This is a genomic window from Myxacorys sp. (assembly GCF_059501405.1).
Genome location: NZ_JCACCM010000026.1, coordinates 45,425 through 58,820 on the forward strand (window position 1 = coordinate 45,425; position 13,396 = coordinate 58,820).

Genomic DNA, 13,396 nt, shown 5'->3' on the forward strand with positions numbered 1-13,396 from the left:
GGGTAAGCGTTGCTCTTCAGCGTTACTCTATGGGATGTTGTCCATAGAAGGGTAGAACGTCTGACCAATTTGGCTGATGTCCGGCGGTTTGTGCTCGATGAGCAAGTTCTAAAACACCGGCGACGTAATCACCCTGGTTCGATTCAGCTTTGACAAGATGATAGGGTTTCTCTAAGGTTGCCAAGGTTTCTTGCCACACTGCTTCAGTCATAACAGCATCAGATTGCATGACCGTGAACTGATCTGAAACTTGATAGATCCCAGTAAAAAGTTGTCCTCGCTGGGCAGGCATTTGAACCGCCATTTGCCCAAAGGGCAACTCCGAAGGAAGCACACGGCGGGACAAACGATCCGCTTCTTGCTGAGCAATTGCCGCTAAGCTTGACACACCAAATAAGGGGATCTGTAGCTGCTGTGCCAAGGTTCTTGCCAACACAACGCCGATCCGAGTTCCGGTAAATCCGCCAGGACCGATCGCTACGGCAAGAGCGCTCAACTCCGCCCACGTTTGAGGTTGGAGAAACGCTTGTAGATGATGATGCATGAGATTTGACTGTTCTCGCCCCAAAGGCCAAACCTGCTGGCGAAGGTTTCCTGCACCATCTGAAATTGCCAATCCTAAATCTGGACTGCTGGTATGAATCGCGAGGGTGTAACGGGATGACATTAAACGGGTTTAGAGTCAGAGGACTGGGTTTTGTCGATGATGGCTTGCCGAAATCCGAGAACAACCAGGATATTAGACAACGTGAGAAAGAATTCTGCTGCACCGTGGAGCCAATCAATGTTAGCGAGTTGCTCTCCATACGCGACCTTCGCGTAAATGCCTGCTGGAATTGTGACAACGACAAATACAAGGAGCATGTAGAAGCCAATCAGGGCAAGTCTGGGCGTTTTGCCAGAGCGAGTGAGGAACCAGAGGAAAGCGAGATAAGGGAAGAGGGAGAGGGCGAAGAGGGATTCTTTGGACATGGAAAAAGAATGAGGGATGAGGGATGCTTTATGGCAACGCTGACGCAAGGAGGAGTGAAGTTAGCTTTTTTCTAGCTTTTTGCTGCCGCGCCAGATCCACCAAGCCGCGATCGCAACGGTGCAATTTCCCACTACCGTCATAGCCGCTTGCAGGGTGACCAGCCATTCGAGAGACGGAGAATTGTCGAAGAAATGCCAAGTGCAGGCACACATAGCGCTGACCAAAGCAGGCAGCATTCCAAACGAGAGCGATCGCCAGGTCGAATCGCCACTGACCTCGGCATAGCGCCAGATCAGCCAGATTGCCGCAATCCATTCAATGACGCTGGAAACATGAATCACCCAAGTTGGAATTGAAAGCGCGTGCATAAGGTTGAACCGTTGGATTAGACAACTAGGTTTAGATAACTAGGTTAGACAACAGGGATCAAGGATAGTGTAAGGTTTGAGGAACCCTATTATTCCTTCTATTATGCGGGCTGTTTTGTGTGGTTACTACGGCATGGGCAATGGTGGCGACGAAGCGTTGCTGGCTTCGCTGCTGCAAATGTTACCTCCTGAGGTTGAGCCAGTGGTGCTGTCGGGTAATCCTGAGCAAACCCGCGATCGCTACGGGATTGAAAGCTGCGATCGTAAGTCTCTCACAGCCGTGATCCGGGCGCTTCGCACTGCCGATCTGTTTATTTGGGGCGGCGGAAGTCTGATTCAAGATGCGACTAGTGCGCTGAGTCCGGTTTACTACACCGGGTTGATGGCCATCGCGCAAATTATGGGGCTAAAGACGATCGCATGGGCGCAGGGCATTGGTCCAATTCATCGCTCATTCAATCGCTGGTCGGCAAAACAGGTCTTCCGCAACTGTACGGCAGTGAGTGTGCGCGATCGCGGTTCGGCGGCGCTGCTGCACGAGTGGAAGATTCCGTTTCTGCTTGCGCCCGATCCGGTGTGGGCGATGGAGTCAACTCCGGTTGAAGGCTTGTGGGATTTGCCTGCGCCGCGAGTGGCGGTGAACTTGCGATCGCATCCCCTACTCACGCCCGATCGATTGCATCTTTTAACTCGCGCCTTGATCGACTTTCAGAAAGCAACTCAGGTGTGTATATTGTTGGTTCCCTTTCAGGCGAGTCAAGATCTGGCGATCGCGCAAACGATTCAGCCTCAATTGCCCGGAGAAAGTCGAATTCTGATGCTCGACGATCCGCAATCGTTAAAAGGGGTATTTCGAGGTGTGGAAATGGCGATCGCAATGCGATTGCATGGCGTGATTATGGCAGCCGCAGAAGGATGTCGCACGTTTGCTCTCAGCTATGACCCTAAAGTGAGTCAACTGATAACGCAGTTAGAATTACCAGGCTGCGAACTCTCAGAATTGCCGCAAACCGCCAATCAGATTAGCCAACTGTGGCTAGAAGAGTATGCGAATGGAGAGGCCCTCTCAGACGACCAGCGGCAATCTCTTGTCGATCGCGCCTTCATGCATCAGGAAATCTTAAGAGTTTAAGCGTAATTTGTTCTTTAATCCCGTTAATATTGTTTTGCTTGCTGATACATTTAAGTGCCAGCTTAACAAAATTTAGTTGTTAGCTTGACAGATTTTTTTAAGAATATGTTCTATTCTCTTGAACTGTCGCTATAACTAATAGCTGAGTCTCTTGTAGAGATTCGTTACTCGCCTGGACACCGCATTTTCTTAGGTTTTAAAAGCAATGAGTGAAGCTGAAATCCCTAACAACTCCTCTAATTTGTTTGAGTCCAATCCGGATCAGGACGCTTCTCAGCCAACCGAGGAAGGGATTGCTGCCATCGCGCCCCAAACCGATGAAGAATGGACAACAGTGGATTTTCCAGACGCGATTCCAGTCGATGCGCTTCCTTATGCTGAACCCACCGATCCGTCGGAGCTTGGCAAAGCCGATCGTATCCAAGAATTAGAACGGCAAAATGGGGAGTTGCAGGAGTACGTTAGTAGCTTAGAAGCTGCCTTGGCTCACTCTGAAATCTTACGACAGAGCGAAACAGAACGATTAGAAACCTTAGCAGGCGCGCAGTATGCCAGCGCTCAGCAGCGATCGCGCGAGCATGTGGCTTTGATTGCTAAACTCCGCAAAGATTTAGACTTCGCCGGACAGCGCATTCGGGAGCAAGACGTGCAGATCGTCCAGCGTACTCAAGAGCTAGTCACGGCTCAAGAGCATCTGACTCAGCTTTTTCAAGAATTAGAGAACGCTCATCAAAGCGCTCAGAAGCAGCAGATTTTGGTCGAAACCCTCACCGCTCAGCTTGAATCGAGTCAAGAACAAGTTGCCCAGCTAGAGCGGGAATGCGCCCTGACGCAGCAACGCTACAGTGAACAGCTGCAAGGAACGCGGCAAGCTGAGATCCTCTGTCGGGATCTGCGATCGCGCCTGCATCGTCAGCAGCGCTACACATTGCAATTCAAAGCTGCGCTTGAGAAGTGCTTGGATGCCCCGGCTCACGCTCCAGTGCATCTGCCAGAACAGGTTGAGCTTGTAGACGAAGAGGGGGATCTCTCAGACTCCTCGATCGCCTTTGTCAAATCGCAGCCAGTTCAACCGTGGTCAGCCTCACCCGGATTCCCAACGTTTGATGCCGATGAGACGACCCTAGAAGAGCAAGTTACCTCGCGAGATCAGGCATCATGGACAGCCGAGCTGTTAGCCGAAACATCCTGGATGACAGACCTGCCCTCTGACTCCTTTGAGTTATCAGAAGGACAATCCTTGTTAGGCTCAACTCTCCAAGCGTCGCACGATTCGATGGCAGCCTTGCACAGCTTGGAAGACGAACTCAATGCCGCTCCACGTACTGTTCGCGCTCAGGCTCCGCAGAGTTTTGTAGAGCGAAGTTCGGAGGACTGCGTCATTGCGCCGATTCCTAAAGCTAACGCGCTGAGTTACACCATCAAGCACGCCTCTTCAGAATTAGCTGACCTTCAGCGTGGAATTCAACTATTCACCCCACCGGAGATGCCTCCCGTCCTTCGGGCTGGGAAAGTTCAACGTACTGCGGAAGTTCAACGGCCAGCCCCAATTTCTTTAGAACCAACAGCCTCTTCTGAACAATCGGATCGGTTTGTCGCAGAAGGCATTGCTGCCCAGCTTGACGCTATCGATCGGACTGGAGACGACCGTGGTGAAGTGGCTGTCAGTGACGATCCTGCAGCTCAAGATGGGCTTGAAGTTGACCAGCTTGAGATTGGCAAATTGTGCAAGGTCGATGAACCTGCATCCACCTCGTTAGATGCAAATGCGATGCTCGCAGAGCGCAATGAAGAGAGCAAGAACGAAGAGAGCAAGAGTGCTTCGTTTGTCACCTTTGAGAATCACGCTCAAGGATCGTCTCCGTTCATCACACTAAATTCTTCTGGAAAGCAGTCTGTACCGTTAGAGCAAGCTGGAGTAGCGGCTTCCTCTGGCAACGCACCCTCGCCGGTGGTGTATCCGACGCGATCGCAGAAAAAGCTGCCATCTCTGGCAGCCGTTGATCTCCCATCGTTTCCGAAAAAAGTAGGTCGTTGATCTAGAAAGACAATTAACCGCGAGGAATGGGTAAGCGATCGATCGCAGACTTGATCACTCCACCCAATTGTCGGGTCAGATTAATGTCTTGGTTGATGCGAGACTCTAAATTGTTGCTGAAGCTTCCTCCGGTAAACAGGTCGCCAACTGCTTTAACTAGCGTTCCAATTAGGTTAGAACCGCTAACGTCTGCATCACTAACTTGAACCCTAAGTTGATTCACTTTGATCGGCTCGCTAGAGTTGTCTACCGATAACGTGAGATTCATTGTCAGTGTGTGCCTTACTCTAAAAGATGGATCTGGCACGATGGGGACACTCACGTGAAACTCCTCATTGTTCTGTGGAATCACGAGTCTGACACTCACTTGGTTGGGAGCCGGACCTGGTTTTACTTCCTTGACCGTGATATCTCTCAGATTCACGTTCACATCTTTAATTCTCATGCCCTTTCCAACCCGTTTACCGTTGAGTTCCTCTTTTATTTTCTGTGCGGCAACCCCTTTGCCAAACTCTCTCCAAACGGTATCGATCGTTTGTTCAATCAGGTCAGACCGTTGCAGAATGAACTGAATCGCGGCGGGATAGTTGACAGGCGCAGGAGCGGGTTGAGGAATGGGTTGGGGTTTGGGTTTAGGCTTGGGCTTCGGATCGCCACCATTACAGATAGGCGCATCTGGAGTTTTGTCACAGTCAGGCGCAGCGAAGGCCAGACTGTAAGTACCGAGCAGCGTCAGTAAAGCTAAGCTTGCGATTCCTAGAGAATTGCGTAAACCATTAATCGCAATCTTGCGCAGTTGTCTACGTAAGCTCACCATAATGTTGTTTCCTTTGTATTTGAGTTGGGTTAATCAGTAATCGCAAATTGATTGAATGGCGAGAGAATCTTTATTACTCAATCGATTCTCATCTGTTTGCAATTTCTGATTCAAAATCATGCACGTTAATCTTGAATCAGCTTTGCAGTGGTTAATGGCTTTATATTTCAGCCATTCCGCAGTCCGATAAATCTCTGTTTAGCAGAGCTTTGATTCCATTGACTCGAACTCCTCTTAGCCCTTGAGCCGGAAACCGATACTTGGCAACGATAGGAGTAATCACTTGTGCTGCCGGGTCTGTAGGAGGGGTCGCCACAAATTCAAAGTCATAGATGCAGTCGGGCGGCGCTTGGACGTAGACCAGGGGAATCAGTTGAGGATTTGTCCAACCTGTCGAAGGAACTGTGCCCCGTGCAATGATTTGCAACTGGGGCGGATGGCTTTCTAGAAGCGTCAGGTTGACGGCGGTGACGGTAACGCTTTGTTGAGTAAGATCGCTTGACCGTTGATTTGAAATGGGTGGAAGAAGGACGCCATCCGCAACGCCTGTTAAGCTCAGAACTCTGTATTTGAGTTGTGCGCCAGATCGATCTACGACAAAGCCTAAGCTCCGAGTTTTAATTGCCACGGTTGCAAAGTCCTGTTGCTTCTGACCTGCCAAGTTAACTGGAGGAAGAATGAGCGTCAGCGCCAGTTCTCCTGCGTCTACATCAGGTTCTAGAATCACAGTGATGAGTAACCCAAGGGGGCTTTGCTGCTGAGCAATGTCATCTCCAACAAAGGTAAACCCACCTTCTAGACCACGATAGTCGAGCCGAGCTGAGCCAGGCAGCGTTGGAAGAGGCGCTTGAGGAAAGAAGGCGATTTTGGTAACGCCTTCGGAATCGCTGAGGGTAAACCGCTTTACTTGAGATTGGAGTGTGGTTTTGAGTTCTGTTTGAGTCATAAAATTCTCCGTGTTGGTTTGATGGGTTGTTTGTCGTTTGGAAGTTGTTCGAGCAATGTGTGCTTACAGACACTGAGGCAAGTCAGGCTTTTTGAGGCAAATTGGAGGGATATCGCTGCCACTTGGTTGAGGAGCAGGTTGAGGAACAGGTTGGGGAGCAGGTTGAGGAGCAGGTTGGCTTGGTGGATGGTACGGTTCTGGAGGATCAGGAGCATCACGATCGCCACCACGAGGCTCATCATAGGGTCCGCCGTAAGTGCAATAGCTATCAAATGGAAGATTGCACGTCGCATCATTGATATCATCTAGCGCGATCGCAACCTGACTTGTGAGTGGAATGGAAAGGGTTAAGAGCACTAGAACCGTTTGTACGCACCTAGTTGTCCGTGAAGAAAATTTAGCCATTTCGACCTCTGATGTTGTTTGATTGGCTGACTGATATCAGCACTCTTCAACCATAAAAATCAGAACTTGCTTTGGCAGTCGGAAACGATCGGATCAATGATCAGAAACGATCGGGTTACTTGTTCACCATTTGGGTACTGCTGTTTCTACTGCAACTGGCTAAAATACGAGGTTTTGCAAACGCTTGAGCAATCGAAATCGCAGCTTTAGTCTTGATGTTGTTATTGCATCACACAACGTGCATAAAGTGAGCAAGTTGATCATGAATATAGAGATGACTAGTAGATGAGGGTCGTTTCCATGACAGTAGAGGAAGCTTTAGTCTTGCTTGATCGAGTGCTGCAAGGACAAAAGCTAAGAGATGTTCAGGAGCAGATCTTTCGTTATTCTTGGCAAGGCTGGACGTATCCGGCGATCGCAGATCATCTCGGTTACGATACGGGTCATATTCGAGATGTGGGTTCTCAATTATGGCGGCAACTCAGTCAAGAGATGGAAGAGTTAGTCACCAAGAAGAATCTTCAGGCTGTGCTGCGGCGATATGCTCAGCAACATCCTGAACCATCTCCTAAGAGCGCTGTACCAATGGCGCGATTGAGCAAGAATGATAGGGCTTTTGGAACTAGAGTTACCCTTCCTGTTCGCCGTCAGCATTGGGAAGAAGTGTTGGATGTGTCTGTCTTCTACGGTCGTAGTCAAGAACTCGCGCTCCTGCAACAGTGGATTTTGCGCGATTACCTAGGGGGAACTGCTTCGCAACGGTGTCGGTTGGTGACGATCGCGGGCATGGGAGGCATGGGTAAAACTGCTTTAGCCGCCAAGTTTGCTGAACAGTGTCAAGACAAATTTGATGTGGTGATTTGGCAATCGTTGCGGAATGCGCCTGCGATCGCAGAGCTATTGCCAACATGGATTCATGTCCTGTCACACGGACGAGAAACCCAACCGGCATCCTCAATTGATACTCAAATCTCTCAAGTGATGGGCTACCTCCGCTCGTCACGCTGTCTGCTGATTTTAGATCATGTCGAATCTATTTTAGAGAAGACTCCAGCAGGGCAATACCGAGAAGGATATGAGGACTATGAGGATTTGCTGCGACGAATCGGTAGCGAACATCACGCCAGTTGTTTGGTGTTAACGAGTCGAGAGAAGCCCAAAACGTTAATGTCTTTGGAAGGCAAGGCTTCACCTATCCGTACTCTAACGTTGACGGGATTAAATCCACTGGAGATTCGAGAACTTGTTCAAGCGGATGGCTGTTTTGCTGAAACCCAAACTGATTGGATTGAGTTAGCAAAGTACTATTCTGGTAATCCGTTTGCGCTCAAGGTCGTGGCGACTGCCGTTCGCGATCTGTTTGATGGCAATATCACAACCTTTTTAGTGCAAGGCACAATCACGTTTAGCGATATCTATGAGTTGCTGGACGAACAGTTTCAGCGATTGTCCGATTTAGAAAAACAGGTTTTGTATTGGCTAGCAGTTCATCAAGACTGGGCATCGTTCGCGGCACTACGCGATGATTTTGTTCCTATCTCTTCCTCGACTTTGTTAGGAGCATTGTTGTCACTGAAACAGCGATCGCTGATTGAAAAAAGGGCTGGCTCGTTTACCTTACAGCCTGTTGTGATGAAATATGTCACGGATCAGCTTCTGAACCGCATTGAAGCAGAAGTAGAAAAAGAGTGCGATCGGGTGTGATATATTCACCAATACAACAAATTCAGGTGGGGACATGGCGCTGTTGTGCTCTTACCAACCTCCACCTGTAGCCAGTATTCTTTCGGGGAAGAGATGTATTAACTCCGAAACAAGCGACTATAAAGGGTTTCGTGAGCCATGCTTGCTAGAGTTAGTCCCCAGCCACAGCTGCTTAAGTCATTGTCTTGCAAGGTGAGAATGTTTTGCGCCGCGCATTCAATCGAAGGTTCCAAATTGAAGAGCAATTGCTGTCCCGCCGTTTGTCCGAGAGGAATCAGTTTGATGCCTGCGCTGACAAGATTAGTAGCCCAACTGTGCAAGTAGCCAAGCGTTGCCCACTCTACGTCAATCTGCCAAGTCGCAGCAACCAGACCAAACGCGATCGCAAAGTGACATTGAGATGGAAGAGACGTCTCAGGCGAGAGCGTTTGAAACAGGCGAAGCAGAGAACGGCCCATTTGCAGACTCTGCGATCGCAGTTCTTCAGTTTCTCGCGCCGCCGATAACCAATCATTCCACGCTTCCAAAGCAATTAGGTCTTGAGCAACGACAGCACGATATGCCCGCACCATAATTGCCGCTTCAAGCCGTACCGCACCATACTGTAATTCTTCCATCAGCCACTGCTCTAGATGGGCGGCATTGGCAATTCCTATCGTGTCCTGTTGAACCAGCGCTTCAATTCCCTCCGAATAGCTATACGCTCCTACAGGCAGCACTGGACTGGCAAGTTGAAGCAAGCGTAGGAGCCTATGGTTTTGAGTCCGATTTTGAGTTTGCATCGTTAAATCACTCGCCCCTTCATGACCCGATTCCCCTAATGCTGATGCTCATAGGCTCCTGTCTCAGGTTGAAAAGGAGCGATCTCTTCCAGCACATGCAGCCCACGATGCAAGAGTAACTTTTGCAAGACAGAATCAGGCGACAGTCTTAAAAAAGAATTTGTAATCTCCAACGGGACATGGCGATTTCCAAGATGATAGGCCGCTTGCAGCAGAGCTAAAGAGGTTGTTGCTGTTACCGTCAGAACAGGTTCTGGTTTGGCAAACACTTGAGCGACATCTCCAGCATCAGATTGCAGCCAATCGCCATCTTTGAGCGCGGTTCCTCTCGGCAAGTTGAGATACACGGATTGTCCCTCATCCGTTTGGTAGGCATGGCGCGATCGCAGGCGTTCTTCAGCCGTGAGCGATAAACAATACTCAGCCTTTTTGCACGGTTGATCTGATAATCGTCGAGTAAACACAATCACAACTCATCTCCAAACAACCTGTTGTCTATATCATTCTGGCAGCGCGACTGGCTCCACCAAGCTTCCAAGAATCAAAATCGCTTTAATTATTCCATTCATTCCATGCCAGTTAGGAACTATTCTAGAGGTTGGTGTGACCCGTCAATCTCGACCGCCATGAATTTAGGTTGAACCTGCGATCGCTTTGCAAGCTCCTTTGGATCGCTTCGCAGTTCTTCCTCAAACCATGACATCACCATCATTGCTAAATTATTATTTTGTTGTAAACATTCCATTCCTCAAACAGTGCTTCAGAATACTCTACTTTGGATTCAAAATCTTGGGGCTACAGGTGTCATTGTATTCATCGGCATCTATATTCTCGCAGCAATATTTTTTGTTCCTGGTTCAATCCTAACGTTGAGTGCAGGCGTTGTCTTTGGCGTTGTTTTGGGCTCGGTTTATGTGTTTATAGGTGCAACTCTCGGTGCGACACTCGCTTTTTTGATTGGGCGCTATCTCGCCCGTGGTTGGGTTGCTAAACAGATCGAAAATAATTCTAAATTCAAGGCGATTGACGAAGCGGTTGCTAGAGAAGGACTAAAGATTGTGATCTTGACTCGTCTGTCTCCCGTTTTTCCATTCAATCTCCTTAACTATGCGTTTGGCGTTACCCAAGTGTTGCTCAAAGACTATATCTTAGGCTGTGTCGGCATGATTCCAGGCACAATCTTATATGTCTACATTGGTTCTTTAGCCGGAAGTTTGGCAACGATCGGAACGGCGCAGGCCACTAACCCGGAGGCTCAGAAAGCACAATGGATCAGTCGGATTCTCGGATTGATTGCAACCGTTGCCGTTACACTTTATGTCACTCGCATTGCTCGTAAAGCCCTCGAACAAAATACTAATCTTGATCAGTCGTAATTTTTTGGTTTCTAGCGGACAGGAGTTTGTTATGTCGCAGTCCTTGATCTCTCCAGCAGATGTTTACAATGAGCACTTAGTTTCCCAGGTGCATCCTCTAGATTGGACGAATCCAACTCCTAGCGATCGCTACGATTTAGTCGTGATTGGGGCAGGCACGGCGGGGCTAGTCGTTGCAGGTATAGCCGCTGGTATTGGAGTCGGGCTAAAGGTGGCGCTGATTGAAAAACATTTGATGGGTGGGGACTGCCTCAATGTAGGTTGTGTGCCCTCTAAATGCATAATTCGCTCGTCGCGTGTGGTATCAGAGTTTTGGGAAGCGGAACGGTTTGGCGTGATGCCGCCAGAACAGGTTGAGGTTGACTTTGCAGCCGTCATGGAGCGGATGCGAAAGCTGCGATCGAGCATTAGTCCCAACGATTCTGCCGAGCGATTTCGCAAGCTCGGTGTAGATGTGTTTTTAGGAGAAGCAAAATTTGGCGACAATCAGACCGTCATTGTCAGCAATCCAGACCTAGGGGATCAAACTCTTCGCTACAAAAAAGCCGTAATTGCGACAGGCGCAAGAGCCGCGCATCCTTCCATTCCAGGATTATCCGAAGTGGATTACCTTAACAATGAAACCGTATTTGCGCTAACGGAGCGTCCCCGATGGTTGGCGGTGATTGGGGGTGGACCCATTGGATCTGAATTGGCTCAAGCGTTTCGTCGGTTGGGATCGGAAGTTGTGTTGATCCATAAGAGTCCTCACATTCTCGATCGCGAAGATGGAGATGCCGCAGAGATTGTGCAACAGACCTTCATTCGAGAAGGCATTCAGCTCATGTTAGGTGCGACTGTTGAGCGAGTTGAGCAAACGGCGGACGGAAAAGTGCTTCACGTTAGCCAAGATGGGGAGTCACACACGCTAACGGTAGATGAAATTTTGGTGGGCGCGGGACGATCGCCGAATGTAGAAGGCTTGAATCTTGAAGGGGTCGGCGTTGAATATGACAAACACAAAGGGGTCAAAGTCAACGACCATTTGCAAACCACAAATCCCCACATTTTTGCTGCTGGCGATATTTGCATGGATTGGAAATTTACTCACGCCGCTGATGCGGCAGCTCGGATTGTGATCAAAAATGCGTTCTTTTCTCCGTTTGGGTTGGGTCGCTCGAAACTCAGTAGTTTAGTCATGCCGTGGGTGACATATACCGATCCCGAAATTGCTCATGTGGGACTTTATGAGCACGAGGCACAGAAACAGGGCATTGAGGTAGAAACGATTGAGATTTTGCTGGAGGAGGTTGATCGCGCGATCGCAGATGGCGAAACAAACGGATTTGTCAAAATTCTGCACAAAAAAGGCTCTGATCAAATCTTGGGAGCCACGATCGTAGCGCGTCATGCAGGCGAGATGATTAGCGAGGTTACGTTAGCGATCGTGGGTAAACTCGGTCTCAATACTCTTTCGAGTGTGATTCATCCCTACCCCACTCAAGCTGGAGCAATCAAACAAGCCGCTGACGCTTACCGTCGTACGTTGCTGTCACCAAGGACCCAGAAACTTCTCAGCATTCTGACCAAGCTCTCCTAAATCTTTATCCCTTCACCGCTGTTCTCATCATCCCTTCATCATTAGGAGTTGGCTGTCTTTGCTAAGCTGAAAGCTCCTTTAAGGGACGGAGTCTATGCAGCCAATTTTTACCCAAGGATTGAGCGTTGAAACGTTGGAGATTGCGATCACGGATCTATCCCCGCATCTGATCGGAACTACGATTGTTCAACTCTCTGATCTGCATTATGACGGGCTGCGGCTGTCAGATGACTTATTAATGCAAGCGATCAACGCTGCCAATGAAGCTGAACCTGATTTTGTGGTGATCACTGGAGATTTTGTGACAGATGATCCAACCCCGATTCACGAACTGGTACTGCGACTGAAGTTATTGCAGCCGTCCTTGGGGATTTATGCAATTTTGGGCAATCATGACTTACATCGACGAGGGAGCCGGGGTGCGATCGTCGATGCCCTCACAAGAATTGATGTGCAGGTTCTTTGGAATCAGGTTGCTTATCCGATCGGGGAAGAACTGGCATTAGTTGGACTGGCTGATCTTTGGTCGTCTGACTATAAAGCGATCGCAGGATTGATGGATCACCTGCCAAACATTCCTCGAATTGTCTTAGCGCACAATCCCGACTGTGCCGAATCGTTACAGCAATGGCGCGTCGATTTGCAGCTTTCAGGGCATAGCCACGGCGGACAGATAATTCTTCCTGGAGTTGGAAACATCTCTATGCGTTGCGCTCAAGCTTACCGCTATCTGCCCGGACGGGTAAGACGCAGGTTTCCAGTTTTAGCAGCCTGTCATCGCGTGATGAAGCACTGGGAGTGGGTGAGAGGCTATCATCAGGTCGGCAACAATCGTCTATACGTCAATCGCGGGTTGGGCACCTATTTTCCGGGTCGATTGTTCTGTCCGCCTGAAGTAACCGTCATTCGATTGACGCGATCTGAATTAGCGTGAATTCAGATTTTTATAGCAAAATTGTGTACTCTTCATCTTCATTTCTTCAAACAATTAGACAGCACAAACACCCTACAAAAATCCATCTAGCAATACTTTTTTGAGCTAAAAGAGATAAGTAGAGAGAAAGTGGCTATGGATGTCAAAACGCGGGAAACGCTTAAGCGTCTCCAAGAGGGGCGGCAGAATTAAACGTTTGGGTTTCGGAGTGCGGATCAGATAGATTAAGCGATCGCTGCTCCAATCGCTCATTAGACTCCTCTGCATCCGTCCACAAGCAGTTTCTAATATAGCCCTACTAATCCAGGTTAGGACGTATGGTAGAGCCATAATGCATGATCA

Annotated in this window: 16 protein-coding genes; 6 read left to right on the forward strand and 10 right to left on the reverse strand. The window is 49.0% G+C overall.

All coding sequences use genetic code 11. The features are described 5' to 3' along the window. Positions 1-22: 22 nt before the first annotated feature. Genes tsaB through AC5I6P_RS02745 form a run of 3 tightly spaced genes read right to left on the reverse strand, consistent with a single transcriptional unit; the run spans position 23 to position 1,341 of the window. Positions 23-667 (reverse strand): tRNA (adenosine(37)-N6)-threonylcarbamoyltransferase complex dimerization subunit type 1 TsaB, encoded by a 645-nt coding sequence (gene tsaB, locus AC5I6P_RS02735; protein WP_495692227.1) that lies wholly within the window; start codon positions 665-667, stop codon positions 23-25. After that, positions 667-972: a DUF3593 domain-containing protein gene (locus AC5I6P_RS02740; RefSeq protein WP_495692228.1), complete on the reverse strand. Its 306-nt coding sequence runs from the start codon at positions 970-972 to the stop codon at positions 667-669. The genes tsaB and AC5I6P_RS02740 overlap by 1 nt, the downstream gene beginning before the upstream one ends. A 60-nt stretch (positions 973-1,032) precedes the next feature. Next, complete coding sequence (locus AC5I6P_RS02745) at positions 1,033-1,341, reverse strand: DUF2499 domain-containing protein (RefSeq protein ID WP_495692229.1); 309 nt, start codon at positions 1,339-1,341, stop codon at positions 1,033-1,035. Positions 1,342-1,444: 103 nt separating this feature from the next. Here AC5I6P_RS02745 and csaB point away from each other — a divergent pair, with 103 nt between their 5' ends. Both csaB and AC5I6P_RS02755 read left to right on the forward strand, forming a co-directional pair. After that, a complete protein-coding gene (gene csaB, locus AC5I6P_RS02750; protein WP_495692230.1) occupies positions 1,445-2,473 on the forward strand; it encodes a polysaccharide pyruvyl transferase CsaB in 1,029 nt (342 codons plus the stop codon). Positions 2,474-2,678: 205 nt separating this feature from the next. Then, the gene (locus AC5I6P_RS02755) at positions 2,679-4,511 is read left to right on the forward strand and encodes a hypothetical protein (RefSeq protein WP_495692231.1); all 1,833 of its coding nucleotides are present in this window, start codon (positions 2,679-2,681) and stop codon (positions 4,509-4,511) included. A 13-nt stretch (positions 4,512-4,524) separates the two neighbouring features. Here the strand turns inward: AC5I6P_RS02755 and AC5I6P_RS02760 are convergent, their stop codons facing one another. From AC5I6P_RS02760 to AC5I6P_RS02770, 3 genes are all read right to left on the reverse strand, one after another. After that, complete coding sequence (locus tag AC5I6P_RS02760; RefSeq protein WP_495692232.1) at positions 4,525-5,328, reverse strand: hypothetical protein; 804 nt, start codon at positions 5,326-5,328, stop codon at positions 4,525-4,527. Between the two features lie 160 nt (positions 5,329-5,488). Further along, positions 5,489-6,274, reverse strand: coding sequence for a hypothetical protein (locus AC5I6P_RS02765; RefSeq protein ID WP_495692233.1), 786 nt, complete (start codon positions 6,272-6,274; stop codon positions 5,489-5,491). A gap of 63 nt (positions 6,275-6,337) precedes the next feature. Next, positions 6,338-6,631, reverse strand: coding sequence for a hypothetical protein (locus AC5I6P_RS02770; RefSeq protein WP_495692234.1), 294 nt, complete (start codon positions 6,629-6,631; stop codon positions 6,338-6,340). A gap of 348 nt (positions 6,632-6,979) precedes the next feature. On the opposite strand from AC5I6P_RS02770, the gene AC5I6P_RS02775 reads away from it, so the two are divergent. After that, on the forward strand, positions 6,980-8,383 hold the full coding sequence (locus tag AC5I6P_RS02775) for a helix-turn-helix domain-containing protein (RefSeq protein WP_495692235.1): 1,404 nt from the start codon (positions 6,980-6,982) through the stop codon (positions 8,381-8,383). Between the two features lie 98 nt (positions 8,384-8,481). On the opposite strand, the gene AC5I6P_RS02780 is transcribed toward AC5I6P_RS02775, so the two are convergent. From AC5I6P_RS02780 to AC5I6P_RS02790, 3 genes are all read right to left on the reverse strand, one after another. After that, positions 8,482-9,165, reverse strand: coding sequence for an urease accessory protein UreF (locus AC5I6P_RS02780; protein WP_495692236.1), 684 nt, complete (start codon positions 9,163-9,165; stop codon positions 8,482-8,484). Between the two features lie 35 nt (positions 9,166-9,200). After that, positions 9,201-9,635, reverse strand: a complete 435-nt coding sequence (ureE, locus tag AC5I6P_RS02785) for an urease accessory protein UreE (protein ID WP_495692237.1) — start codon at positions 9,633-9,635, stop codon at positions 9,201-9,203. Positions 9,636-9,751: 116 nt separating this feature from the next. After that, positions 9,752-9,910 carry a hypothetical protein gene (locus tag AC5I6P_RS02790; protein ID WP_495692238.1) on the reverse strand — a complete coding sequence of 53 codons (159 nt, stop codon included), beginning with the start codon at positions 9,908-9,910 and terminating at the stop codon, positions 9,752-9,754. 10 nt (positions 9,911-9,920) lie between these two features. On the opposite strand from AC5I6P_RS02790, the gene AC5I6P_RS02795 reads away from it, so the two are divergent. From AC5I6P_RS02795 to AC5I6P_RS02805, 3 genes are all read left to right on the forward strand, one after another. Then, positions 9,921-10,541, forward strand: coding sequence for a TVP38/TMEM64 family protein (locus AC5I6P_RS02795; RefSeq protein WP_495692239.1), 621 nt, complete (start codon positions 9,921-9,923; stop codon positions 10,539-10,541). A gap of 31 nt (positions 10,542-10,572) precedes the next feature. Next, positions 10,573-12,120: a mercuric reductase gene (locus tag AC5I6P_RS02800; RefSeq protein ID WP_495692240.1), complete on the forward strand. Its 1,548-nt coding sequence runs from the start codon at positions 10,573-10,575 to the stop codon at positions 12,118-12,120. A gap of 94 nt (positions 12,121-12,214) precedes the next feature. Then, positions 12,215-13,054 (forward strand): metallophosphoesterase, encoded by an 840-nt coding sequence (locus AC5I6P_RS02805; RefSeq protein WP_495692241.1) that lies wholly within the window; start codon positions 12,215-12,217, stop codon positions 13,052-13,054. A 105-nt stretch (positions 13,055-13,159) separates the two neighbouring features. Here the strand turns inward: AC5I6P_RS02805 and AC5I6P_RS02810 are convergent, their stop codons facing one another. After that, positions 13,160-13,306: a hypothetical protein gene (locus tag AC5I6P_RS02810; RefSeq protein ID WP_495692242.1), complete on the reverse strand. Its 147-nt coding sequence runs from the start codon at positions 13,304-13,306 to the stop codon at positions 13,160-13,162. Positions 13,307-13,396 lie beyond the last annotated feature (90 nt).

Bases quoted from the DNA above. Each gene is read 5' to 3' on its own strand.
- tsaB (WP_495692227.1), bottom strand. From the start codon at position 667: ATGTCATCCCGTTACACCCTCGCGATTCATACCAGCAGTCCAGATTTA.
- AC5I6P_RS02740 (WP_495692228.1), bottom strand. From the start codon at position 972: ATGTCCAAAGAATCCCTCTTCGCCCTCTCCCTCTTCCCTTATCTCGCT.
- AC5I6P_RS02745 (WP_495692229.1), bottom strand. From the start codon at position 1,341: ATGCACGCGCTTTCAATTCCAACTTGGGTGATTCATGTTTCCAGCGTC.
- csaB (WP_495692230.1), top strand. From the start codon at position 1,445: ATGCGGGCTGTTTTGTGTGGTTACTACGGCATGGGCAATGGTGGCGAC.
- AC5I6P_RS02755 (WP_495692231.1), top strand. From the start codon at position 2,679: ATGAGTGAAGCTGAAATCCCTAACAACTCCTCTAATTTGTTTGAGTCC.
- AC5I6P_RS02760 (WP_495692232.1), bottom strand. From the start codon at position 5,328: ATGGTGAGCTTACGTAGACAACTGCGCAAGATTGCGATTAATGGTTTA.
- AC5I6P_RS02765 (WP_495692233.1), bottom strand. From the start codon at position 6,274: ATGACTCAAACAGAACTCAAAACCACACTCCAATCTCAAGTAAAGCGG.
- AC5I6P_RS02775 (WP_495692235.1), top strand. From the start codon at position 6,980: ATGACAGTAGAGGAAGCTTTAGTCTTGCTTGATCGAGTGCTGCAAGGA.
- AC5I6P_RS02780 (WP_495692236.1), bottom strand. From the start codon at position 9,165: ATGCAAACTCAAAATCGGACTCAAAACCATAGGCTCCTACGCTTGCTT.
- AC5I6P_RS02790 (WP_495692238.1), bottom strand. From the start codon at position 9,910: ATGGAATGTTTACAACAAAATAATAATTTAGCAATGATGGTGATGTCA.
- AC5I6P_RS02800 (WP_495692240.1), top strand. From the start codon at position 10,573: ATGTCGCAGTCCTTGATCTCTCCAGCAGATGTTTACAATGAGCACTTA.
- AC5I6P_RS02805 (WP_495692241.1), top strand. From the start codon at position 12,215: ATGCAGCCAATTTTTACCCAAGGATTGAGCGTTGAAACGTTGGAGATT.
- AC5I6P_RS02810 (WP_495692242.1), bottom strand. From the start codon at position 13,306: ATGAGCGATTGGAGCAGCGATCGCTTAATCTATCTGATCCGCACTCCG.